Origin of the sequence: Brevibacillus porteri, from assembly GCF_003013475.1 — a bacterium.
Lineage (GTDB): Bacteria > Bacillota > Bacilli > Brevibacillales > Brevibacillaceae > Brevibacillus > Brevibacillus porteri.
This window is the reverse complement of the sequence record NZ_PXZO01000003.1, coordinates 34,328-56,038: the sequence shown is the minus strand read 5'-3', so window position 1 is coordinate 56,038 and position 21,711 is coordinate 34,328. Positions and strand designations below refer to the sequence as shown.

The 21,711-nt window shown below is 48.9% G+C and carries 20 protein-coding genes; 2 read left to right on the top strand and 18 right to left on the bottom strand.

Annotated elements, in window-relative coordinates; genetic code table 11:
* Positions 1 to 7: 7 nt before the first annotated feature.
* From hemY to C7R92_RS04100, 8 genes are all read right to left on the bottom strand, one after another.
* Positions 8 to 1,417 (bottom strand): protoporphyrinogen oxidase, encoded by a 1,410-nt coding sequence (gene hemY, locus C7R92_RS04135; protein WP_106833349.1) that lies wholly within the window; start codon positions 1,415 to 1,417, stop codon positions 8 to 10.
* Between the two features lie 12 nt (positions 1,418 to 1,429).
* Positions 1,430 to 2,362 (bottom strand): ferrochelatase, encoded by a 933-nt coding sequence (gene hemH, locus C7R92_RS04130; protein WP_106833348.1) that lies wholly within the window; start codon positions 2,360 to 2,362, stop codon positions 1,430 to 1,432.
* A 17-nt stretch (positions 2,363 to 2,379) separates the two neighbouring features.
* Positions 2,380 to 3,417 (bottom strand): uroporphyrinogen decarboxylase, encoded by a 1,038-nt coding sequence (hemE, locus tag C7R92_RS04125; protein ID WP_069850577.1) that lies wholly within the window; start codon positions 3,415 to 3,417, stop codon positions 2,380 to 2,382.
* A gap of 138 nt (positions 3,418 to 3,555) precedes the next feature.
* Positions 3,556 to 4,404 (bottom strand): DUF4097 family beta strand repeat-containing protein, encoded by an 849-nt coding sequence (locus C7R92_RS04120; protein ID WP_106833347.1) that lies wholly within the window; start codon positions 4,402 to 4,404, stop codon positions 3,556 to 3,558.
* Position 4,405: 1 nt separating this feature from the next.
* Positions 4,406 to 4,957 carry an HAAS signaling domain-containing protein gene (locus C7R92_RS04115; protein WP_017247514.1) on the bottom strand — a complete coding sequence of 184 codons (552 nt, stop codon included), beginning with the start codon at positions 4,955 to 4,957 and terminating at the stop codon, positions 4,406 to 4,408.
* Complete coding sequence (locus C7R92_RS04110; RefSeq protein WP_017247513.1) at positions 4,944 to 5,273, bottom strand: PadR family transcriptional regulator; 330 nt, start codon at positions 5,271 to 5,273, stop codon at positions 4,944 to 4,946. The genes C7R92_RS04115 and C7R92_RS04110 overlap by 14 nt, the downstream gene beginning before the upstream one ends.
* Positions 5,274 to 5,425: 152 nt before the next feature.
* The gene (locus C7R92_RS04105; RefSeq protein WP_106833346.1) at positions 5,426 to 7,300 is read right to left on the bottom strand and encodes a bifunctional metallophosphatase/5'-nucleotidase; all 1,875 of its coding nucleotides are present in this window, start codon (positions 7,298 to 7,300) and stop codon (positions 5,426 to 5,428) included.
* Between the two features lie 86 nt (positions 7,301 to 7,386).
* Positions 7,387 to 8,178 carry an alpha/beta fold hydrolase gene (locus tag C7R92_RS04100; RefSeq protein ID WP_106833345.1) on the bottom strand — a complete coding sequence of 264 codons (792 nt, stop codon included), beginning with the start codon at positions 8,176 to 8,178 and terminating at the stop codon, positions 7,387 to 7,389.
* A 102-nt stretch (positions 8,179 to 8,280) separates the two neighbouring features.
* Between C7R92_RS04100 and C7R92_RS04095 the strand changes: the two genes are divergently transcribed.
* Positions 8,281 to 8,958: an alpha/beta hydrolase gene (locus C7R92_RS04095; RefSeq protein WP_106833344.1), complete on the top strand. Its 678-nt coding sequence runs from the start codon at positions 8,281 to 8,283 to the stop codon at positions 8,956 to 8,958.
* A gap of 51 nt (positions 8,959 to 9,009) precedes the next feature.
* On the opposite strand, the gene C7R92_RS04090 is transcribed toward C7R92_RS04095, so the two are convergent.
* The 7 genes from C7R92_RS04090 to hemA form a co-directional block, all read right to left on the bottom strand.
* Entirely contained in the window at positions 9,010 to 9,486 is a 477-nt protein-coding gene (locus C7R92_RS04090) for a GyrI-like domain-containing protein (RefSeq protein WP_106833343.1), read from the bottom strand.
* Between the two features lie 120 nt (positions 9,487 to 9,606).
* The gene (hemL, locus tag C7R92_RS04085; RefSeq protein ID WP_017247507.1) at positions 9,607 to 10,896 is read right to left on the bottom strand and encodes a glutamate-1-semialdehyde 2,1-aminomutase; all 1,290 of its coding nucleotides are present in this window, start codon (positions 10,894 to 10,896) and stop codon (positions 9,607 to 9,609) included.
* A gap of 7 nt (positions 10,897 to 10,903) precedes the next feature.
* Positions 10,904 to 11,878 carry a porphobilinogen synthase gene (gene hemB, locus C7R92_RS04080; RefSeq protein WP_106833342.1) on the bottom strand — a complete coding sequence of 325 codons (975 nt, stop codon included), beginning with the start codon at positions 11,876 to 11,878 and terminating at the stop codon, positions 10,904 to 10,906.
* Positions 11,862 to 12,674: a uroporphyrinogen-III synthase gene (locus tag C7R92_RS04075; protein ID WP_106833341.1), complete on the bottom strand. Its 813-nt coding sequence runs from the start codon at positions 12,672 to 12,674 to the stop codon at positions 11,862 to 11,864. The genes hemB and C7R92_RS04075 overlap by 17 nt, the downstream gene beginning before the upstream one ends.
* Complete coding sequence (hemC, locus tag C7R92_RS04070; RefSeq protein WP_017247504.1) at positions 12,671 to 13,600, bottom strand: hydroxymethylbilane synthase; 930 nt, start codon at positions 13,598 to 13,600, stop codon at positions 12,671 to 12,673. The genes C7R92_RS04075 and hemC overlap by 4 nt, the downstream gene beginning before the upstream one ends.
* Positions 13,601 to 13,624: 24 nt before the next feature.
* Positions 13,625 to 14,443, bottom strand: a complete 819-nt coding sequence (locus C7R92_RS04065; protein WP_017247503.1) for a cytochrome C assembly family protein — start codon at positions 14,441 to 14,443, stop codon at positions 13,625 to 13,627.
* A gap of 242 nt (positions 14,444 to 14,685) precedes the next feature.
* A complete protein-coding gene (gene hemA / locus C7R92_RS04060; protein WP_106833340.1) occupies positions 14,686 to 16,050 on the bottom strand; it encodes a glutamyl-tRNA reductase in 1,365 nt (454 codons plus the stop codon).
* A gap of 233 nt (positions 16,051 to 16,283) precedes the next feature.
* On the opposite strand from hemA, the gene C7R92_RS04055 reads away from it, so the two are divergent.
* Positions 16,284 to 17,225, top strand: a complete 942-nt coding sequence (locus C7R92_RS04055) for a DMT family transporter (protein WP_328137434.1) — start codon at positions 16,284 to 16,286, stop codon at positions 17,223 to 17,225.
* A gap of 49 nt (positions 17,226 to 17,274) precedes the next feature.
* Here C7R92_RS04055 and C7R92_RS04050 read toward each other — a convergent pair whose 3' ends face one another.
* The 3 genes from C7R92_RS04050 to lon are packed head-to-tail and all read right to left on the bottom strand — an operon-like array spanning position 17,275 to position 21,650.
* Positions 17,275 to 18,627: a protein O-GlcNAcase gene (locus C7R92_RS04050; RefSeq protein ID WP_106833338.1), complete on the bottom strand. Its 1,353-nt coding sequence runs from the start codon at positions 18,625 to 18,627 to the stop codon at positions 17,275 to 17,277.
* A 39-nt stretch (positions 18,628 to 18,666) separates the two neighbouring features.
* Complete coding sequence (yihA, locus tag C7R92_RS04045) at positions 18,667 to 19,314, bottom strand: ribosome biogenesis GTP-binding protein YihA/YsxC (protein ID WP_106833337.1); 648 nt, start codon at positions 19,312 to 19,314, stop codon at positions 18,667 to 18,669.
* The gene (gene lon / locus C7R92_RS04040; RefSeq protein WP_106833336.1) at positions 19,311 to 21,650 is read right to left on the bottom strand and encodes an endopeptidase La; all 2,340 of its coding nucleotides are present in this window, start codon (positions 21,648 to 21,650) and stop codon (positions 19,311 to 19,313) included. The genes yihA and lon overlap by 4 nt, the downstream gene beginning before the upstream one ends.
* Between the last annotated feature and the right edge of the window lie 61 nt (positions 21,651 to 21,711).

The window sequence follows — 21,711 nt, the reverse complement described above, 5'->3', positions numbered from 1 at the left end:
GGGTTATCTATCTCCCCGGTTTTACAGACGCGATCCATTCTGCTATTGCTTTTTTCCCCTGATCAATACAATCTGGTACACCTACGCCACTGTATGACGCACCTGCCAGGATAACACCAGGGAGTTTTTCTTTTAATTGATTGTTCACATCCTGCACCCAAGCCTGATGCCCGACCACATATGGTATGGCATTTTGCAAGCGTGATACGTTATAAAAATCCGGCTCTGCTCGAATCGTCATGATCTTGCGCAGATCTCGGAGGACAGCCTCCAAAATTTCCTCGTCTGTCTGCTCCATGAAGGATTGCTCTCCTGCTCTTCCTATGAAGCTACGCAGCAAGGCTTTGTTTTTCGGCGTCGTATGCGGCCATTTGCGATGCGCCCACGTACACGCGGTAATTTTTGCTCCAGAATCCCGCGGTACAATAAATCCTGTCCCTTCCATTCCTAAATCAATCGCTGACTCTGGAAACGCCATCGCGATGGTTGCGACCATATGCGGCTTCGCTTGTGCCAAGGTAGGAACTTGTACATAAGGACGGAACAACGGCTCTGCGACAGCATGTGGTACGGTAAACAGCACCGTATCTGTCTCGATCGTTTCCCCATTTTTCATTACCAAGGTGTACTTCCCGTCTGGCCGTTTCACCAGTTCTTTGACACCGGTATTCTTCGAGATAACTTCTTCTGGCAGGCTCTTTTCGATTGCCTCTACTAAGGACTGCAAGCCGTTCTTCAGCGTCAGGAAGATGCCTTTTGGCTTTTCTTGCGTTTTTACTTGCGGGCGAGAATGCTTCATCGCTACGATCAAGCTGCGATGCTGCTCCTCCATTTTCGCGAATTGAGGAAAACTCGCAAGCAAGCTGAGTTTGTCGAGATCCCCGGAGTAGACACCGGACAATAAAGGCGCTATAAGATTATCAATAACTTCATTACCTAGCCTACGCCGAAAAAAGTCCCCCACGGAGATATCGCCGTCTCCTTTTGATGCAGGAAGAACGAGATCCAAAGCTGCCCGAAGCTTGCCCGGCCAAGAAATGAGATCGGTCGTGACAAAAGGCATGAGCTTCGTCGGTACACCCATGACCGCTCCTTCTGGTATAGCCTTCAGGCGATCCTGATGCCAAATATAAGCTTGGCCTGTACTGTTGCGAACGAGATCATCCGCAAGCCCCAAGTCCACTGCCAGCTCAGCCGCACTCGTTTTCCGCTCGAGAAACGAATCGGGACCTTGCTCAATAACAAACCCTTCGTGACGCCATGTCTTGATTTTCCCACCAAGTCGTCCCTGCTCTTCAATCAGTTGAAAACGGATGGGCAAGCCTTTTGCTTCGATTTCCTTTTGTAAGTAAAAAGCAGCGGTCAACCCTGTGATGCCGCCGCCTATAATCGTAATATGATAGGTATTATCGCTCATATGATCGATCCCCTAATTCGCCAGCTTCTTTCCGACTGCATCAGCCAGACAGGAAATGAACGCAGGTCTGGCGTTAGGCATCGCTGGACGATAGTAATGTACCCCTAGCTCATCTGTAACCGCTTTGCATTCCACATCATTATCAAACAGAACTTCCAAATGCTCCGCAATAAATCCGACAGGACAGTAAACAAATGCTTGGTAGCCTTTTGCTTCGTACAGCTCTCTAGTCAAATCCTGTACATCTGGTCCCAGCCACGGATCAGGTGTATTTCCGGCGCTTTGCCATCCGATTGCATAGGAAGTGATCCCTGCTTGCTCGGCAATGAGCTTTGCTGTCTCTTCCAGTTGCATTGGGTACGGATCACCTGACTTCAGGATTTTTTCCGGCAGGCTGTGAGCGGAGAAGATTACGACTGCTTGTCCACGCTCTTCATCCGTCATCGTAGCAAACGTCGCTTGAATAGCATCAGCCCAATATCCGATGAAGCCTGGTTCCAGATACCAGCTCTCAATGCTGTGGATGATAGGTCCGCCAATTGCTGCGGAATGCTCCTGTGCTCGTCCATTGTATTCTTTGACGCTATAGCTGGAATAATGAGGTGCCAGAACTAGACTGATCGCTTCTGTAATCCCATCACGCTTCATTTGCTCTACTGCGTCTTCGACAAACGGAGCGATATGCTTCAAACCAAGGTACCCTACAAATTCACGGTCTGAGTAGCGGTTGTTCATTTCCTGCTCGAGAGCGCGCACCTGCTCATCCGTAATGTCTGCAAATCGATTCAATCCATCTACAGCCTCGTAACGCGCCATCAAATCATCGAGCAGTTCTTGTGGTGGCTTACGACCACGACGAATGTGCGTATAGTATGGTTCAATCTGTTCAGGACTGCGTGGCGTTCCATACGCCATTAACAAGAGTCCGATCTTCTGCTTTGACATGATAGCGCCCCTCCTGATTAGACGTCCCTTTTGTAACTATGGATGAACTTCGTCAGTTGTTGCAGCGTTTCTACTTTGGCGTCAGGGAATACGCCGTGTCCCAGGTTGAAAATGAAGCCTGGTTGTTTTGTGCCTTCATCCAAAATTTCCTTCGCCTTCGCTTCGAGCTTCTCCCAAGGAGCCAATAGCAGCGTTGGGTCCAAATTGCCTTGCAGCGTCTTCGTCACACCCATCTCACGAGCAGTCGTAATCGAAGTACGCCAGTCCAGACCAACCACATCAACAGGCAAGCGGTTCCAATCCATCAAAAGATGACCAGCGCCGATACCAAAATAGATCGTTGGCACGCCTGTATCTTTTAATGCGTTGAAGATACGCGTCATAACTGGTGTAATGTACTCGCGGTAATCTTCGTCATTCAATGCACCGACCCACGAATCAAATACTTGCACAGCTTGCGCGCCTGCTTTAATTTGCGCTTTGAGATAGGTGATCGTCATATCGCCCAGTTTTTCCATCAGCGCCTGCCAAGCAACTGGCTCGGTATACATGAATGCTTTTGTCTTATGATAGTGCTTGGAAGGGCCACCTTCGATCAAATAGCTAGCCAGTGTAAACGGTGCACCCGCGAAACCGATTAATGGAACAGATAATTGCTGACGCAAAATCTTAATGGACTCAAGAATGTACGGCACATGTGTTTCCGGATCGAGCTCAAGCAGACGCTCAACATCCTTCAAGGATTCGATTGGGTTTGCGATTACAGGACCAATGCCAGATTCGATATTCACATCCACGCCAATCGGTTTTAGTGGCGTCATGATGTCTGCAAACAAGATTGCAGCGTCAACGCCCAATTGCTCAACGGGCAGACGTGTCACTTCCGCGCAAACTTCCGGTATGTAGTTCATTTCAAAAAAGCTATGCTTCGCGCGGATGGCGCGGTATTCTGGCTGATAACGCCCTGCCTGACGCATGTACCAGACTGGAACATGCTCTGTCGCTTCACCGCGACATGCTTTCAAAAACGTATCGTTAAAAGTTTTTGCGGTCATGAATAAACCTCGCTTTGCACAATTATGTTTCCTTCAATATGATACCATTCGTCATTCGACAAGTAATGTCTCTTTTGTGTCAAAATCTTTTCGTTTCTTCCGTTTCCAATCCTATCCATCAGTGTTTCCAAACTTCTCCTATTGAATGCGAACGTCCCCGGTAGAACTTCGCACCGTCATTTTGGGTCCACCTGATCCAATCGATGCCTTCACTTTGTATTCCTCGTTCTTTTCATAAGTAAGGTTAGACCAGGTGGTTTCGATGCCTCCTGTATCTGTCGTTACTTCCAGCTGTGCTGCAGCAGGCTCCTTGGCTACTGTCACTCGAATATCCCCCGTATCCGTTCGAATAGATACGTCATGGGTTAACTCTGGCATTGTCAGTTTATCAATCTCGCCTGTAGAGCTTTCAATTGTAACGGCCGAGCGAACATTTGCCAGATTGATATCTCCTGTAGCTGTCTGGACGTTAAGCGCTTCTCCTTCATAGCCCAACACGTCCACATCTCCATTGCTGCTGGATATTTTCGTGTTCTTTGCATGCAGCATTCCGCTCTTGATATCCCCTGTCATCGTTTCAAGCTGGACGCGCTCATATACTTTTTCGGGTAGGAAGAGCTCCAGCTTTACCTTCCCGTTGCGAGGATAAAACATATTGACGTGAGGACGTTCACGCAGTTCTACGAGCAGCGTACCATCTTGTGAGACTACACTCCGAAACTCCAGTCGCTCCTGCTGTTGTTCGGATACTTCCCCGACCATCCGTACACTCGCTTTTGGTTGCTTGCTTGCCATGATTTCCACATCAGCCGTTTCCGTCAGCAACTCAATCGCTTTTACCTCTTGTTCGATCATGCGCTCTTCATTGACTTGTTTTAACGAAAATGAGAAATTTTCTTGCTTCGTAAAGAGCCAGATGATTCCACATACACCGATGATGAACAAAAGAAGACTGATTCCAAAGAGTCTTTTCCCCAAATTTCTCATCTCATTTCCCCCTGATCATCTTCACGTTGAACTGGAGATAACGCAAGAACTGGCGATACAGCCATTTCGTCAATCGCAGCAAGCCGATGGCAAACATTCCGCCCAATCCTACGGAAACCATGCTGGAGAACAACAAGAAAAGTCGCTCTTGAGAAGGAGCAGGAATCCCGTAATCCAAGAATATTCCGACTGGGGCGACCAAAAGCGCCGCAGTCATTGCATACAACCCCATCAGTATACCAATCAGGCCTAAAAATGGCCCCAAAACGAAGACGAGATTGAAAAATCCCAAGCTGATCGTCGCGACAATCGCTCGCGTCATATTCCCTACGGATGCGTTGGACTGTGCTTGATCAATTCGGTAGCCCGCCAAAAGTTCACGTGCCACTAGCTTCGGACTCCCCAATCCTTCTGCAATTTCAACCTCCGTCTTCCCTTGTTTCATTCCTAAGAGAAAATGCTCTGTATAATCGGCAAGGATGTCTAAGCGCTCTTTATCAGGCAAAGCGCTAAGCAAAGCATTTAACTCATCCATAAACTCACGCCTTGTCATATCCGAGTCCCTCCTCTATGATCTCATTTACCCCGCGGTTAAATATTCGCCACTCCAAGACGAGGTCATTCATGTATTGACGACCGCGATTTGTCAGCTGGTAATATTTCCGTGGGGGTCCCTCTTGTGATTCCGCCAAATAGGTCGTAAAAAATCCTTCCTGGGTCAAACGGCGAAGTAAGGGGTAAACCGTTCCTTCAGAGATATGGAATTTTTCCGAGATGCTCGCAACCAGTTCGTAGCCGTATCTGTCCTGCTTAGCTGTCAAGACGAGAACACACAGCTCCAGAACCCCTTTTTTAAACTGTACGTTCATCAACATCACCCATGTCAAAGCTTACCAAATTGCTACTATATATTGCAAGGTACTTCATAATAACAAAACCTCTTTTTCACAGCATGCCAAGGAGCTGCGACTGCGTAAAAAATGGACAGGGAGGTTTTTCTCCATCCCTGTCCGGTCAAACCTTATTTTGCTTCAACAATGCGGCCTTCTACTTTTGGATTGACAGTTTTACGCTTGACCAAGCCTTCTTCCACAATGCTGTACATGGACAATCCTGTGTTGAAGAATGGCTTTTTCAACGATTCGTAACCATCTCCACCTGCTGCCAGGAAGTCGATTGTTGCCAATTTATACGTTTTGGTCAGGTCAAGCGGCTTGTCGCCAACTTTTACTTCTACTACGCGCTCGCCAGCTGGCTTGGATGGGTTGTACGTGAAGCTCATGCCGCTCACTTGCGGGAAGCGTCCTGCTCCCTCTTCTACCTGGCTCACGCCGTTTTCGAGGGCTTTCTTCAGCTCTTCGCCTGTTACTTCTACGACTGCCAGTGTATTATTCTCGAATGGCAGGAGCGTGTACAGACCTTTTTTCGTGATATCGCCTGCTGGCAGCTGTGTACGAATTCCACCGCCGTTAGCAAGTGCTACATCTGCTTCATAGCCTTTGATCGACTTCGTGCGCTCCAGCATGATATCTGTGATCAGGTTACCTACGTTTGTTTCTTTCGTACGTACCAGTGCACGGTCACCATCGAGTGGCACTTCGGATTTCGCAATGACAACATTCATTACCGTATCGATCTTGCCCACGATTTCTTTTACCATCTTATCTACTTCTGGATCAGCCACAACTGCTTCATCGTACTCTTTCAAACCGCCGCTGAATGCTACCAATTCTTTGCCGAGGTAGTAGAGGTCAGCGCGTCCGAGAGACTTGCCGTACTCCCAGTCTTGTACGATGTACGTGCCGTTTACGAGTTCAGGTGCTTTCAGCGGAGTATGGGAGTGACCACCAACAATCAGGTCAATGCCAGGAACGTTTTTCGCGATTTCACGGTCTACGTTCACTCCGATATGGGAAACAACAATCACGTGATCTACTTCTTTTTTCAGCTCAGGTACAAGTACTTTCGCCACTTCTACCGGATTTTTAAATGTCAGCCCTTTTACGTTGTCAGGGTGAGTCAATACAGGTGTGTCTTCCGCTACGAAACCAACAAAGGCGAATTTCTTCCCGCCAATCTCTGCTTTGAAAATAGGTGGCAGCAATTCTTTTCCATCTGCCTTGAACACGTTAGCAGAGATGACTGGATGCTCGAGCATGTCACGCAGCTTGAGCAATTGCTCATAACCGAAGTCAAACTCGTGGTTACCGGCAGCCATTACGTTGTAGTCGAGGCTGTTGAGGATTGGAACAACAGATTCGCCTTTGAATTGGTTCACGAAAACGGTACCTTGGAAGGTATCACCAGCGTCCAAGAGCAAGAAGTTTTCGTTCTCTGCACGCCATTCCTTGAGTAAAGTTGCAATTTTGGCAAAGCCGAATTCTTTTTGGTTCTTGTCTTCTTGAATATGACCATGTGTATCGTTGGTGTGTGCAATCGTTACATGCGTGGTAGCCGCATCACCCAATGCTTGGAAAAATTCACCGCGCGTTACCGTCGCTTTGTTGTCGAGCTTCATTTTGTAGCCCAGTTTGTCAGCCATTTGTGTCAGCTTGGCAGATGTTACCACTTGCGCAGGGTTTTTATAGTCGTCTTGTGTGAGAGCGCCTTGGCTCTTTGCCCAGTCGAAGTAAGGAGCAGACCAATGAGCACCTTTAGCGGCAGCTCCCACTTTTACTTCTTTCAATTTGGAGAAAACAACAGTAGCTTCCGCGAGAGTCACAGCACGATCCAGAGCAAGATCGCCATTTTGACCCGCTGATACAATTGCCTTTTTCACCATCCAGTCAGCGTGCTGTACGGGATGCAATGGTGCTGCAAATGCTGAGGAAGACATCAGCGATGCAAATACGATAGATGCAAACGCCGTCATCGTAATCCGACGTGCCTTTTTCATGATAATTTCCCCTCTCGTCTATGTATAAATAAATAGGATAACGTTTTCATTATAGCAAAATTTGCTAGGACTATGGTGTGATTTTGTTACTTTTTGTTGAGAAAGCTCCCCAATGCTTCAGCCATTTTCTCTGGCGCTTCGACCATGCCCATATGCCCAACATCAGGCAGCAGCACTTGCTCGACGCTATTTCTATCCACTGTAAAAGTTTTTTCTGCAGGAATGATCTGGTCCTCTGTTCCTGCGACTAATAGCACAGGTAAAGTCGTTTCTTGCAGCACATGATTGCGATCTACTCGATCACGCATAGCGCCTAGTGTTTGGATGGCTCCAATCGGGCTCGTCGCAAAGCCAATCTCTTTTGCCAGCTGGACTTCTTCTCTCATCGATTCGATATGCGAAGGTGCGAACAGCTTCGGGATGAGTGCTTTGATAAAAGGCTCCATACCATTCTCCCGAATACTCTGGGCTCCTTTATCCCGGTTAGCCTTGACAGCGTCGTCATCCGGATATGGCGTCGAATGGATCAAGCCAAAGCTCGCCAGCTTGTCCGCGTATTGATTTGCAAAAGACAAGGTCACATAGCCACCGAGCGAATGTCCAAACAGATGAATCTTCGCTAAACCCAGCTCATCTACAAACAAAGCCAGATCGTCTGCAAAGCGCTCCATCGAATACGGTTCATCAGGGGCCGAGCTATTTCCATGACCACGCAAATCGATCGCAATGACACGATGCGTTTTAGACAGGAGCGGCACTAGCTTATGCCAGTAAGATGAGCTCCCGCAAAAACCGTGGATCAAAACAAGCGATTCTCCTGTTCCTTCTTCTACATAGGCTATTTTGATGCCGTTACTCAGTTGGACTTCCTTTTTCATCGAATCATACTCCTTTATTGTTTGGTTACTTCTTGTCAACAAGTGCTACTTACCCTTACGATTGGAAAATACCCCCTGAACATGAAAGAGGTGCACATGTAGATGGTATACCCAAAAACAGGTTCCGTGATCGTCAGGGACGGGAGAGAAATGGCGTATACGCACATTCAGGCAAGTCAGACGCCATCTCGCTCCGTCTGTTTTTTCTTTCCCGGAGCCAGCTATTCGTTCGACAGGCCTTATCTGTATTATTCTACCATGCTTTTTTTGAGCAAACAGTTCGATCTCGTCTATGTACACGCAGAGTATGGACGAGACAATGCGGATTTTTGGAATAGCTCATTCGCCAAACGAAGTGCTTGGATCAGCGAGGAGATGCAAACGGTTGTCTCACATGTGCTGGATGTGTACGAATACGAACGAGTTTTCTTCCTCGGGAAGTCACTCGGTACGGTGCCGATTACCTGCGGATTGCTCAAGGAATCTCGTTTTGCCCGTTCATCTGCAATCTTATTGACGCCATTGCTGACTGAGGAAGTGTTCCATACGGAATTGCTAACTCTTACCCAACAGGTATTTCTCGTCTCAGGCACCGCCGATCATTACTACAATCAGGGCGTGGTTGATCAACTTGCCACATCCAAACCAAACATGCAGCTACATCTCCCGCCAAACGCCAAGCACTCCCTCGATGTTGATCTCTACGTCGATGATTCCCTTCAAGTGCTACAGTCTGCCATGGGTGAACTAGCACGTTTCCTGGACAAGCAAATAGATTGACATCAAAAACAACACCTCTTGCTTGCAATGAGCGGTGTTGTTTTCTTTTTTTTACCGAAGCGGAATAAAAATTTCATACGCATTGTCGACCCGAGCAGACTCATGCACAGAGGGAACGTACCGTTGATCGTAGCGCTCCATGCGCAGAGCTTGCTCGTCCACCTGATGGCCATTCTCGTTGAGCCAGCCAAACAGGCCGTGGTATGTATTTTGCACCTGTTCCATAGGCCCTGTATGGGTAAAGCTGGCGTATGTCCTCTCTGGAATCGTGAACCCGAGCATGCCCTCAGGGATACGCTCGAAACGCTCCACTTCCACCACAATGTACTCGGTATACATTTGGTACGTCCGATTCTCGTTGCTGATGTCGTAACGAACATCTGGTGAAATCACGAGAGAAATCTCATCCTGGCGCTTCAAAAAAGTCTCCCACAGCTTCGGCATGTATTCCACTAGCATAGGAAACGAACCAGAGAAGCTAAGGCCAACCAGATGCTTTTGCGGTACGTGAATGATCGTCCCTTCCATGTCTCCACCTCATTCATCTGCATTTTCCTTCGTATTTTGACAGGGGGTGGAAAAATCCTGCAAAAAATCAAAAAAAGCACCTCCTGCATCAGCAAGGAAGTGCTTTCTTCTTTTCATTCTTTATTCAAACGCTCTTTTCATCGCTTTGAAGCTTGCTTCAATCGTACGTTCGATATCTTCATCGGTATGAGCCAAGGAAACGAACATACCCTCAAACTGGGACGGCGGGATCATGATGCCTTCCTCCAGCAGATAGCTAAAGTACGCCGAGAAACGCTCCAGATCGGATGATTTCGCTGTTTCGTAGTTGATAACTGGCGTCTCTGTAAAGAACAGGCAAACCATGGAACCTACGCGATTGAGCGTGTGCGGAATGCCCAGCTTCTTGGCATTGTCAGCCAAGCCTTCAGCCAAACGAGCGGACATCTTCTCCAAGCGTTCGTATGCGCCTGGTTTGCTGAGCTCTTGCAAGGTAGTCAAGCCTGCTGCCATCGCCAAAGGATTACCCGACAGCGTCCCTGCCTGATAGATTGGGCCTGCAGGAGCCACTTGCTGCATGATCTCACGTTTGCCACCGTATGCACCTACTGGCAAGCCACCCCCGATGACTTTCCCCATCGTGGTCAAATCCGGAGTAATGCCGTACAGCTCTTGTGCACCGCCCAATGCTACACGGAAGCCAGTCATGACTTCATCGAAAATCAGCAGTGTCCCATGTTTCTCTGTAATTTCACGCAGTCCTTCGAGGAAGCCTGGCTGTGGAGGAACAACCCCCATGTTGCCGCCGATTGGCTCCACAATAACTGCTGCCAGATCATCGCCAAACGCTTCAAATGCCAGTTTGACGCTTTCCAGATCATTGTAAGGAACCGTAATCGTGTTATGTGCTGTTCCTTCAGGTACACCTGGGCTGTCTGGAAGTCCCAGTGTAGCCACACCGGAGCCAGCTTTGATCAACAGGCTGTCGGCATGACCATGGTAGCAGCCTTCGAACTTCATGATTTTATTGCGTCTGGTATAACCACGCGCGAGGCGTAGAGCGCTCATCGTTGCCTCTGTACCGGAGTTCACCATGCGCACGACTTCTACAGATGGCACGATCTCACAAACGAGCTTTGCCATTTCTGTTTCCCGCTCAGTAGGTGCGCCGAAGCTAGTTCCAAGCGCAGCTACTTCCGTAATCGCTGCAAGGACACGCGGATGTGCATGGCCCAAGATCAATGGACCCCACGAGCCGATGTAGTCAATATAGCTGTTTCCATCCACATCAAAAATGCGGGAGCCTTCTCCTTTTGCAATGTAAACTGGATTGCCTCCGACGCTCTTAAAGGCACGAACCGGACTGTTTACTCCGCCTGGTATGTAATGCTGTGCTTCTGCAAATAACTGAGTAGATTTTTCTCTATTCATCTCATGCTCACCTCGCCAGCCATTTTGCAACATCTTTTGCATGGTACGTAATGATCAAATCTGCACCTGCACGTTTGAAGCCAACCAATGTTTCCATAACGATACGCTCTTCATCGATCCAACCATTCAGAGCTGCCGCTTTTACCATGGAATACTCTGCACTCACATTGTAAGCCACGATCGGCAGGTTGAAGTTCTCACGCAGACGAAGAACCATGTCCATGAAGGCAAGACCTGGCTTCACGATCAAGAAGTCCGCTCCCTCTTTTACATCGGAAGCTGCTTCGCGCAGACCTTCACGTGCATTGGCCGCGTCCATTTGATAGCTTTTGCGATCGCCGAATTGTGGAGTCGAGCCTGCCGCATCGCGGAATGGCCCGTAGAAAGCAGAAGCGTATTTCACCGCATAGGACATGATCGGAATGTGCTCAAAACCAGCCTCGTCCAAAGCTTCACGGATTGCAACCACGAAACCGTCCATCATGTTGGAAGGAGCGATAATGTCTGCTCCGGCTTTTGCTTGGGAAACGGCGGTCTGACCCAAAAGCTTCAATGTTTCGTCATTGACCACTTCGCCCTCGTGAATGACACCACAGTGACCATGATCGGTGTATTCACACAGGCATGTATCTGCAATCACGAGCATTTCCGGATGGGCTTCCTTAATCAGACGCATCGCCTGTTGGGTAATCGCATCATCATTGTACGCCTCTGTTCCGCATGCGTCTTTATGTACTGGTACCCCAAACATCAAAACAGCTTGAATTCCCAGAGCTACGATTTCCTTCATCTCTTCTGCCAAAGTGTCCAAGGAGAGCTGATACACGCCTGGCATGGACGGAATCTCATTCTTAATACCGGTTCCTTCCACTACGAACAACGGATAAATCAAGTCTTCCACCCGTACGTGGTTCTCCCGCACCAAATTGCGCATAGCCGCACTTTTGCGAAGACGGCGATGACGGTCAAATGTTTGTACCATGTCGATTCCCTCCCAGATTCTCTATGATAGCTGCTAGTAAGCCTTCCACGGTGTACTCACTCGCTACCGCATGAACAGAAAGCCCGTTTTGTCTTGCTGTATCTGCCGTGATGGGTCCGATACAGGCTATCTGAACATGCTTGAGCCAGTCAAACGATGCATAGGACTCCATCGCTGCCATGAAATGCGTCACCGTTGAAGAGCTGGTAAACAAGATGATATCGATGAGACCTTGTTGTAGCTTTTCCGCTGCATCTGGAGCCTGCTCTGCATCAATGACAGTCTGATACACGTCTACCTCTGTCACAGCAAGCCCCAAACGAGCCAGCTCCTTTGGCAGTGCCTTGCGGGCAATATCTGCACGAGGCAACAGAACACGCTGACCAGGAAGCAGCTGATCATACAAGCTCGACAACAAGCCTTCCGCCACGTAATCAGACGGGATGACAGCTACTTCGAGCCCGTGATGCTCAAGCGCCTTGGCCGTCTTCGGACCGACCGCAGCAATTTTGCCAGTGAACGCTTCGAGTCCTACCCCGACCTCACGCATTCGCTCCAAGAAGAAGCGTACCCCATTCACACTCGTAAAGACCACCCAGTCGTATGTTGGCAACTGGGTAATGGCCTCGTCGAGCTTGGCAGTGTCCGTCGGCGGCATCATTTTTAACAGGGGAAATGCGTACGCTTCTCCACCTAACCGCTCGATATGTTCAACGAGCTCGCGAACTTGACTTCTTGCCCGCGTGACCATGATGCACTTGCCAGTCAGCGGCTTGTGCGATCCGTGGACAATCATTGCTCATTCTCCCGCAATACTTGCGCAAGTACTTCTCCCGCTCCCTGCGCCAGGAGGGCTTCCGCCACTTGAATGCCCAGCGCTAACGGATCTTGGCCAGTCGCCGTGTTTTTGAACATTTGCTTCCCATCTGGGGAGCCAACCATTCCCGTCATAGTAATTTCATTGTTCTCTCCAACTGTCGCATATGCGCCAATCGGCACCTGACAGCCACCTTGCAGTTTGTGCAGGAAGCTGCGCTCTGCTGTTACCGCTAAACGCGTCGGTGCGTCATCAAACTGCTTCAAGAGGGCGAGTGTCTCCTCATCGTCTGCACGGCATTCGATGGCAAGCGCTCCTTGACCGACTGCTGGCAAGCTGATTTCAACAGGCAGGAACTGCGAGATGTTCCCTTCGAAGTTCACACGCTCAAGTCCAGCCGCAGCGAGGATGATCGCGTCAAAATTGCCTTCTTCCAGCTTGCGCATGCGCGTATCAATATTTCCACGCAGAGATTCGATCTGAATGTCAGGGCGATGTGCAAGAATTTGTGCAGAACGGCGCAAGCTACTAGTCCCTACCAAAGCTCCTTGCGGCAGTTCATCCAACGTCTTGCCGTCCTTGGAAAGCAGAACATCCCGAGGATCAACACGCTTCGGAATCGCGCCGATTACCAAGCCCTCTGGCAATTCAGCCGGCATATCCTTCAAGCTGTGTACCGCAAAATCGGTTTCCTTATCGAACAAGGATTGCTCGATTTCTTTGACAAACAACCCTTTTCCGCCTACTTTGGACAAGGTCACATCGAGGATTCGATCGCCTTTTGTCACGATTTCATGCAATTCAAAATCAGCTTCAGGTGCGAACCCCTTCAGTTTTTCTACGACCCATTTCGTTTGGGTGAGCGCCAATTTGCTGCGACGCGTTCCCACTTTCCATTTTCCCATGACAGCCTCCTTGATGAACAGCCCCTACCACCAGTCGTGAAATGTAGAAGTAGTGAAGCCTAAAAAATTGATAAGCAGTAACAAAAACGCCAGGACGTTCCACTGCGCGAGTCTGCGCATCTGCACCGTATCCCGATAGCGTTGGTACAGCCACAGCGAATAAATCGCAAGAACCAGCACGGAGAGCACTACTTTGGAGTCAAACAAAAATTTCTCCGGCAAAACCATTTTACCCCAAATGATCCCTAATACAATCGAGAGCAAGAGCATCGGTACACCCAGCATGTTCATTCGGTACGCGTAGCCTTCCAGTTGATCGAGGCTAGGCAATCGCCTGAGCAACGGCGACCAGCGTCTTTCTTTGAGCATTTTGTGCTGAAGCAAGTACATGGCCGAGAAGATCATGGAGAGCGAGAACGCCCCGTAGCTGAACATAGCCAGTGTCACATGCGTCAACAATAGCTCAGAGGTCAAGATGCTCGATACAGCCTCAATCGGCGTTTCCGGCAAAAACATCGACATGACGAGCACGACGAACCCGATAATATTAGTAAAAAAAACCAGCAAATCAATGCGAAAAAAATAGTGAATGGCAAGCGATAAGCCTACCAGCACCCATGAATAAAAAAAGAGCGTCTCAAACAACGTAATGACTGGAAAATACCCCTTCATGACTGCTTGCGAGACAAAAAATGCGGTTTGCAAGGCCCAAACGACAACAAGCAACCCGAAAGCCAGACGATTGACTTTCCGGTTGCTTTGCAAGAAGTCGTTAAAATAGAAGAGAACACTTGCAGCGTAGAGAAAGATCGTCAAGTCGTAGATCCATCTCACCTCGGCCATGCACTCTCTCCCCCACTTTCCCAATCGGTTTCTAACAGTGCGTGTTCAAAAAGTCGGCTTTTTAGCACCGAGAAGATGGCGAGAACCGAACGACGGAGGAGCGGAGTGTAGGTAATCTACATGAGCACCGGACTTCGGAGGTGAACGCCATATTCGATGTCGAATTAGCTTTCTGAGCTACTTCGTGATCAAAAGACGACTTTTTGAACAACCTCTAGTAGCAGATAGATTGTCAGGTCAGCTTAGTCAGGGAACCGGGAAGCCAATACCTGCTCCCGAGAAGAAGATGTCTGTTTATTTTTATCGTTAGCCCAGATTGCTTCCTGTTCTTTTCGCTCCAGGATCTCCTCCAACGCAAACATTTTCTCGAAAATATCCAGTACTTCTTCCCCATCTTTGGTAGCTGCCATTTCTTTTAAACGCACGACCGGATCGTGCAACAGTTGATTGACAATACCCTTGGTTGTCTTGCGGATGATGTGCATCTCCCGCTCAGATAAATTCGGCAGCTTGTTTTCGATTTTTCGCATCGCTTCGCTTTGGATCGTGTTTGCCTTGTCACGCAGTGCAGCGATGATTGGCGCCACGCCAAGCGTTTGGTACCAGGTCGTGAATGCCACGATCTCTTCTTGAATCATGACATCCAGACGTTCCGCTTCACGAGAACGTTCCGCAACGTTACTCGCAACGATGCCTTCGAGATCGTCAATATCATATAAAAATACGTTATCCAGATCATGCAAGTCAGGATTCAGGTCGCGAGGAACTGCGATATCCACCATGAACAACGGACGATGCTTCCTTTGTTTCATGATCGGAGCCAGTTCTTTTTTGCCGAGGACATAACCTGTCGCTCCGGTCGAGCTGATGACGATGTCTGCTGTGAGCAGTGCCTCTGGCAACTGCTCCATCGTACAGGAGTCACCCTTGAACTTTTCTGCCAAAAACTGCGCTCGCTCCAATGTACGATTCGCTACCATGACGCGTTCCGATCCATTTGCGTGCAGGTGCTTGGCAGTCAGCTCGCTCATTTTTCCCGCTCCTACGATCAGGACAGACTTCCCTGCGAAGGAACCGAAAATCTTTTTCCCCAGTTCGACAGCAGCGTAGCTGACAGAAACCGCATTTTGCCCTATCGCTGTCTCTGTATGAGCACGCTTGGCGAACGTAATCGCTTGCTTGAACAAGGTGTTGAAGACGGTCCCTGTCGTTTGACGCTCCTGCGCCAACAAGAACGCATCCCGGACTTGTCCGAGGATTTGTGTTTCTCCCATTACCATCGAATCAAGACCGGAAGAGACTCGGAACAAGTGCTCGATTGCTTGTTCGTTCTCTTTTATATAGAGATGATCCTTAAATTGTTCTTTCTCCACGCCGAACCATTCAGCCAAAAAACGGCGGGAATAGTCTCGGCCAATATTCGCCTGGTCGCAAACAACGTAGATTTCCGTCCGGTTGCACGTCCCCAGGATGATACATTCTGCGATACTCTTCGTCTGGGAGAGAAGATGAAGAGCGCGTGCTGTCCCATCGTCGCTGAATGTAAACTTTTCGCGAATTTCGACAGGAGCTGTTTTATAGTTTAGACCCAGCAAAAGAATATCCATAATGTCCTCCCAGAATAACAAACCTGTTAGCGGCATATGTAAAATGCACTATTATTATATCATTATGTCCCGAATCGGATAGGAGTAATTGTGAAAAGTTTTTTAACGGAGTGTACTTTGGGTATATCCTTTATAATCCGCTTGCGTTCCGTCCGGGAATCCCTTATGATGTCGGCTATACATGAAAACAGAAGAAAAATTGCGAAAATGTCAGAAAGGAGAGAAAAGAAGCTTTGAGAAAACCTTGGATGGCAGACATAACGCTGCTCCTCGTCGCAGTTATCTGGGGAACTACGTTTTTGATCGTACAGCAGGCAATCGCATCGCTGCCTCCCAATACGTTTAACGCCGTACGCTTTACCATTGCTGCGTTATTTTTACTGATCATTTATTTCATCCGCAATCGTTATCGTGGGCAGAACTCTGAATGGAGAGGGCCATTGCTTCGCGCAGGCATCATCCTCGGTTTTTGGCTCTGTCTGGGATATGCCTTTCAGACCGTAGGACTTTTGTATACATCACCGTCCAAAGCTGGCTTTATCACAGGTTTAGCCGTCGTATTGGTACCGCTCTTCTCATTTTTGCTCTTGCGTGAGCGTGTTAAGCCTCTCGCTATCATCGGCGTGATTCTAGCAGCGTTCGGCTTGTATTTGCTGACACAGAGCCAGTCGTTCTCCTTTAATCTCGGTGATGCCCTGGTATTCTTCGGTGCAATCTGCTTCGCTATGCAAATCGTCTCTACCGGCAAATACGCACCTCGTTTTGCAGCATTGCCCCTTGCCATTACGCAATTAGGCACGGTAGCTGTTATGAGCTGGCTGTACGCCTTTTTCTTTGAGGATTGGAGTCGTGCTTTTGATCCGACGATCTTGTTCATCCCAGAGGTGGCCTTTGGTTTGATCGTCACTTCTATTTTCGCTACGGCACTGGCCTTTCTCGCGCAGACGGCCTTGCAAAAACAAACCAGCTCGACGCGGGTCGCTCTCATTTTCGCTTTGGAGCCCGTTTTTGCTGCAATCACCTCCTACGTGTTTATTCATGAAGTATTGAATGGACGACAGCTGACCGGATGTCTCCTGATTTTCACCGGCATGATTCTCGCTGAACTGCCGATTCAAGAATGGTTGCGGAATTTCCGTCAGAGAAAACCAAATGAGAGTCGTGAATCCGCCTGATGCGAAAAAGCAAAAAAGTTCCTTCTCCCCTGCGGAAAAGGAACTTTTATTATGAGCTCTTCTTGACCTCTAGCATTACGGCATCCACAAAAAGCTGCATGACCGGTCCGCACACTTCTTGCGGGTAACGTTCCGTTCTTTTGAGCCACTGTTTGAGCCGGAGCAAGTGATACGCTGCTTGTGGAAGTCGCCCTCTTGTCCCCTGATCAATGAGAGCGACTGCCGACAGACCGACCTTTGTCCACAGATGGAACTTCTCCACCCACGGCCTCGTTTCTTCTGCAAGCTTCTGATTCGTCATCCCTGCCAACAGCTTGTCTGCCGACGCCTCCATCTTCTGAAAAAGGGCCGTCAAGTCCGCAATGGCCTTTTGCCGATCTCCCTGCAAAAAATGAAAGCGGAAGGTCAGGATCGCTTCTAGCAATCGCGGCGATTCCACCTCGCATAAAAACGAGCTTTGCACATTATCGGCAAAGGTAAAGAAAGCATCTGCATCCTTTTGTCCCGCTACTTCCTCTACGGCTTGTTTCCATACCGTATCAGGATCGTAGCCGATCGGATCTCGCAAATAAGCTGCCGTCGTAATCAAAGGAATCTTCGAGCATTCTGGTCTAGACATCGCATTCGCCACATAGCCTGCTGCGTATTGCCACAGGTCAGGATCGCGGTGACGCAATGGACCGATATGTAGTTCATTCGCCATGGCCAAATCATTCACAGGGTAGTTGTCCCAATAAAATGGCTGATGACCCGTAGACTCATGAAAGCGAATGGCATCACCATCCGTCAGGTAAGGCGAGCAGACGAATCGTCCCGTCCAGAACAAATCGATTTCTGACGGCAGATGCTGGCCGAGGTACATGATGTACGCTTCTTTTCCAATCCCGTTGTATTGTGTAGGACAGACAACCAACTTGACTGGTTCGCCCCAGCTCCGTATCAAATCCCACACATAAAGCGTCGTCTGGGCATGCGCCTCCGCCAAATGGGCGAACTCGGCTACATCCTTCTCATGCAACAGATGCATGGGGATATCATCAAACAATAGCGCAAAGTAACGCACACCACGATCATACAAATCCCGATACTTCCTGCCTAATATCTCCAAGTGCTGACGATTCGTATATTCCATGCTGAGCCCAGGACCCAGACAATAAATAAACTGCATGTTGCGAGTCTTTGCCCGCTGGATCAACTCTTCTAACTGTTGATTGGCTTTTGTAGGGAGCGACTCCATCCAGCGTTCCCGCAGATACTCGTCATCTTTTGGAGCGTAGAAATACGCGTTGTAATCATGTCGGTGCAAAAAGTCGATCATATCCAGCCGCTCTTCATGTGTCCAAGGTGTTCCATAGAAGCCTTCGATCACACCACGTACAGCAAAGCAAGCACTCCCGCTCACTCAGATGCTCCCTTCCCCACGACGAATTGGGTCTAAGAATTACTCATTGGCTGGAGCAGTCTCCTCAGCCTTGGCAGCCGTCTCCCTGGCTATTTCCTCGCCAGCACGAATACGACGCATGATTTCTGCCCACAGTTCATCCTTGCCTTGACCTGTCTCCGAGGAAAATACAATGATCGTATCATCCCCGCGCAAATTCAGGCTTTGACGGATGATCTTCGTATGCTGTAGCCAACGCCCGCGAGCGATTTTATCACCTTTCGTCGCTACGACTACGGTAGGGATCCCGATTTGCTTGCACCAATCGTACATCGCAATATCGTCTTTACTCGGAGCATGGCGAATATCGACCAGTTGAATAATGAAGCGAAGCTCTTTCCGGTTTTTCAAATAGCCCTCGATCATTTTTCCCCATTGTTCCTTGATCGTCTTCGCTACCTTTGCATACCCATAACCCGGGAAGTCAACGAAGTAGAGCATTTGATTGACACGGAAATAGTTCAATGTCTGGGTTTTACCCGGACGAGAACTGATCCGGGCAAGCCCTTTGCGGTTCATCATTTTATTGAGCAATGATGATTTTCCTACGTTAGAGCGTCCTACCAGCGCGATCTCATGGAGACCATCCGTAGGATACTGCTTCGGTCCAACCGCGCTGATAATAAACTCTGATGATGTTACTTTCATGCTTTGTCACCTACTGGCTGTTTAGTTAGCGCGTGACGCAGCACTTCATCTAAATGGTCAACTGGATAGAATGACAGTTCACCGCGTACGCTCTCCGGGATATCCTCGATATCCTTCTCGTTGTCTTTTGGCAAAATGATTGTGGTTAAACCTGCACGGTGAGCAGACATGCATTTTTCTTTCAGCCCGCCAATTGGCAGTACCCGACCTCGCAATGTAATCTCCCCGGTCATCCCCACTTCTTTTTTCACAGGGATTTTCGTCAGGGCGGATACGAGTGCGGTTGCCATGGTAATCCCAGCAGAAGGACCGTCTTTTGGAATCGCCCCTTCTGGAAAATGGATGTGGATATCGTTCTTCTCGTGGAAGGACGGATCAATTCCCCACTGATCTGCATGGGAGCGAATATAGCTAAACGCAGCCTGCGCAGATTCCTTCATGACGTCACCCAGTTTCCCCGTCAGGGTGAGCTTACCTTTTCCAGGCAAAATGCTGACTTCTACATTCAGCGTATCTCCACCTGCTTGTGTCCAAGCCAGACCCGTAACGGAGCCGACTTGATCTTTTTTCTCCGCCAGTCCATAGCGGTAGCGCGGTTTGCCGAGCAGTGCCTCCAATGTCTTTACCGTAACCACGACACGCTTCTTCTCCCCGCTCACGATCAGCTTGGCAGCTTTGCGGCATACATTAGCTGCTTCGCGATTGAGGTTGCGAACACCCGCTTCTCGCGTGTACAAACGAACGAGCTTAAGCATCGCATCGTCGTTCATTTTCAGCTTATCTTTGCCCAGACCGTGATCCTGCATTTGCTTCGGCAAGAGGTAATCACGCAAAATGTTCAGCTTTTCCAATTCGGTATAGCTGGAAATCGAGATGACCTCCATCCGGTCCAAGAGCGGACGCGGAATCGTATCGAGACTGTTTGCGGTCGTAATAAACATGACGTTCGTCAAATCATAGGTCTCTTCGATATAGTGGTCACTGAATTTATCATTTTGGTTTGGATCGAGTACTTCGAGCAGCGCAGAAGCAGGGTCTCCACGGAAATCGGACGCGAGCTTGTCGATCTCATCCAGCAAAAAGACAGGATTAATCGTACCTGCTTGCTTCATTCCTTGTATGATTCGTCCTGGGAGAGCACCTACATACGTGCGGCGGTGTCCGCGAATTTCTGCTTCATCGCGTACTCCACCCAAGGAAATGCGAACGAAATTGCGCCCGATTGCACGCGCTACGGAACGGGCCAGAGATGTTTTCCCCACACCCGGAGGGCCTACCAGACAAAGGATTGGTCCACGCATGGAGTTTACCAGCTTTTGTACTGCCAAATACTCCAAGACGCGCTCCTTCGGTTTATCCAAGCCGTAATGATCTTCATCGAGAACTTGCTGTGCATGATGAATATCCAGATTGTCTTCGGTCGTCTTCGCCCACGGCAGTGCAAACAAGGTATCGATATACGTACGGATGACTGAGCCTTCCGCAGAAGTCGCCGGCATCTTTTCCAGACGCTCGAGCTCCTTCTCGATCTTCGCTTTGATCCGCTCAGGAGCATCCGATTTTTCGAGCTGAGCACGCAGCTCATCTACTTCACCTTGACGTCCGTCCTTGTCGCCCAGCTCTTTTTGGATAGCTTTCATTTGCTCACGCAGGTAATATTCCTTTTGCGTGCGCTCCATCTGTTTCTTCACGCGGTTGCCGATCTTGCGCTCCAGCTCTAGTACTTCGCGCTCGTTGTTCAAAATGGTTAAAAGAATTTCGAGACGTTCCTTGATGTTGGTCGTCTCCAAAATTTCCTGTTTGTCCTTCATCTTGAGTGGCAAATGCGAAGCAATCACATCTGCCAAACGTCCCGGTTCCTCAATGTCCTGCACAGAGGTTAACGTCTCTGGAGAAACCTTTTTGGACAGCTTGATGTACTGCTCAAAGTGGCCCAGCAAGGAACGCATTAATGCTTCCACTTCGTTTTGCTCTGCTTTTTCATCTTGCAAATATGTAATCGACACGACGAAATAATCTTCCTGTTGAAGATACTCCTCGATCTTCGCGCGTTGCAAGCCTTCTACCAATACACGGATTGTCCCATTCGGCAGCTTCAGCATTTGCTTCACACGCGCAACGGTACCAATACTGTAAATTTGCTCAGCATCTGGCTCTTCTATATGGACCTCTTCCTGTGTCGCAAGCAAAATCTTGTTATCGTCTACCATGGCTTGCTCCAATGCGCGGATGGACTTTTCCCGTCCAACGTCCAAATGGAGTACCATTGTCGGATAAACAAGCAATCCTCGCAACGGGAGAAGCGGTAATTCTCGTTTACCGGAACGTTCGCCCAAGCGGATGCACCTCTCCTTGTTGATCTACCCTCTTACAAAGAGCCTTATAACAGACAAAAAC

Excerpts from the sequence above, each read along its gene's own strand:
- yihA (WP_106833337.1), bottom strand. The coding sequence starts at position 19,314 with ATGAAAGTAACATCATCAGAGTTTATTATCAGCGCGGTTGGACCGAAG.
- hemB (WP_106833342.1), bottom strand. The coding sequence starts at position 11,878 with ATGGTACAAACATTTGACCGTCATCGCCGTCTTCGCAAAAGTGCGGCT.
- hemY (WP_106833349.1), bottom strand. The coding sequence starts at position 1,417 with ATGAGCGATAATACCTATCATATTACGATTATAGGCGGCGGCATCACA.
- hemC (WP_017247504.1), bottom strand. The coding sequence starts at position 13,600 with ATGGGAAAATGGAAAGTGGGAACGCGTCGCAGCAAATTGGCGCTCACC.
- C7R92_RS04115 (WP_017247514.1), bottom strand. The coding sequence starts at position 4,957 with ATGACAAGGCGTGAGTTTATGGATGAGTTAAATGCTTTGCTTAGCGCT.
- hemE (WP_069850577.1), bottom strand. The coding sequence starts at position 3,417 with ATGACCGCAAAAACTTTTAACGATACGTTTTTGAAAGCATGTCGCGGT.
- C7R92_RS04110 (WP_017247513.1), bottom strand. The coding sequence starts at position 5,273 with ATGAACGTACAGTTTAAAAAAGGGGTTCTGGAGCTGTGTGTTCTCGTC.
- C7R92_RS04120 (WP_106833347.1), bottom strand. The coding sequence starts at position 4,404 with ATGAGAAATTTGGGGAAAAGACTCTTTGGAATCAGTCTTCTTTTGTTC.
- C7R92_RS04105 (WP_106833346.1), bottom strand. The coding sequence starts at position 7,300 with ATGAAAAAGGCACGTCGGATTACGATGACGGCGTTTGCATCTATCGTA.
- C7R92_RS04065 (WP_017247503.1), bottom strand. The coding sequence starts at position 14,443 with ATGGCCGAGGTGAGATGGATCTACGACTTGACGATCTTTCTCTACGCT.
- C7R92_RS04075 (WP_106833341.1), bottom strand. The coding sequence starts at position 12,674 with ATGATTGTCCACGGATCGCACAAGCCGCTGACTGGCAAGTGCATCATG.
- hemH (WP_106833348.1), bottom strand. The coding sequence starts at position 2,362 with ATGTCAAAGCAGAAGATCGGACTCTTGTTAATGGCGTATGGAACGCCA.
- hemL (WP_017247507.1), bottom strand. The coding sequence starts at position 10,896 with ATGAATAGAGAAAAATCTACTCAGTTATTTGCAGAAGCACAGCATTAC.
- C7R92_RS04100 (WP_106833345.1), bottom strand. The coding sequence starts at position 8,178 with ATGAAAAAGGAAGTCCAACTGAGTAACGGCATCAAAATAGCCTATGTA.
- C7R92_RS04095 (WP_106833344.1), top strand. The coding sequence starts at position 8,281 with ATGGTATACCCAAAAACAGGTTCCGTGATCGTCAGGGACGGGAGAGAA.
- hemA (WP_106833340.1), bottom strand. The coding sequence starts at position 16,050 with ATGGATATTCTTTTGCTGGGTCTAAACTATAAAACAGCTCCTGTCGAA.
- C7R92_RS04090 (WP_106833343.1), bottom strand. The coding sequence starts at position 9,486 with ATGGAAGGGACGATCATTCACGTACCGCAAAAGCATCTGGTTGGCCTT.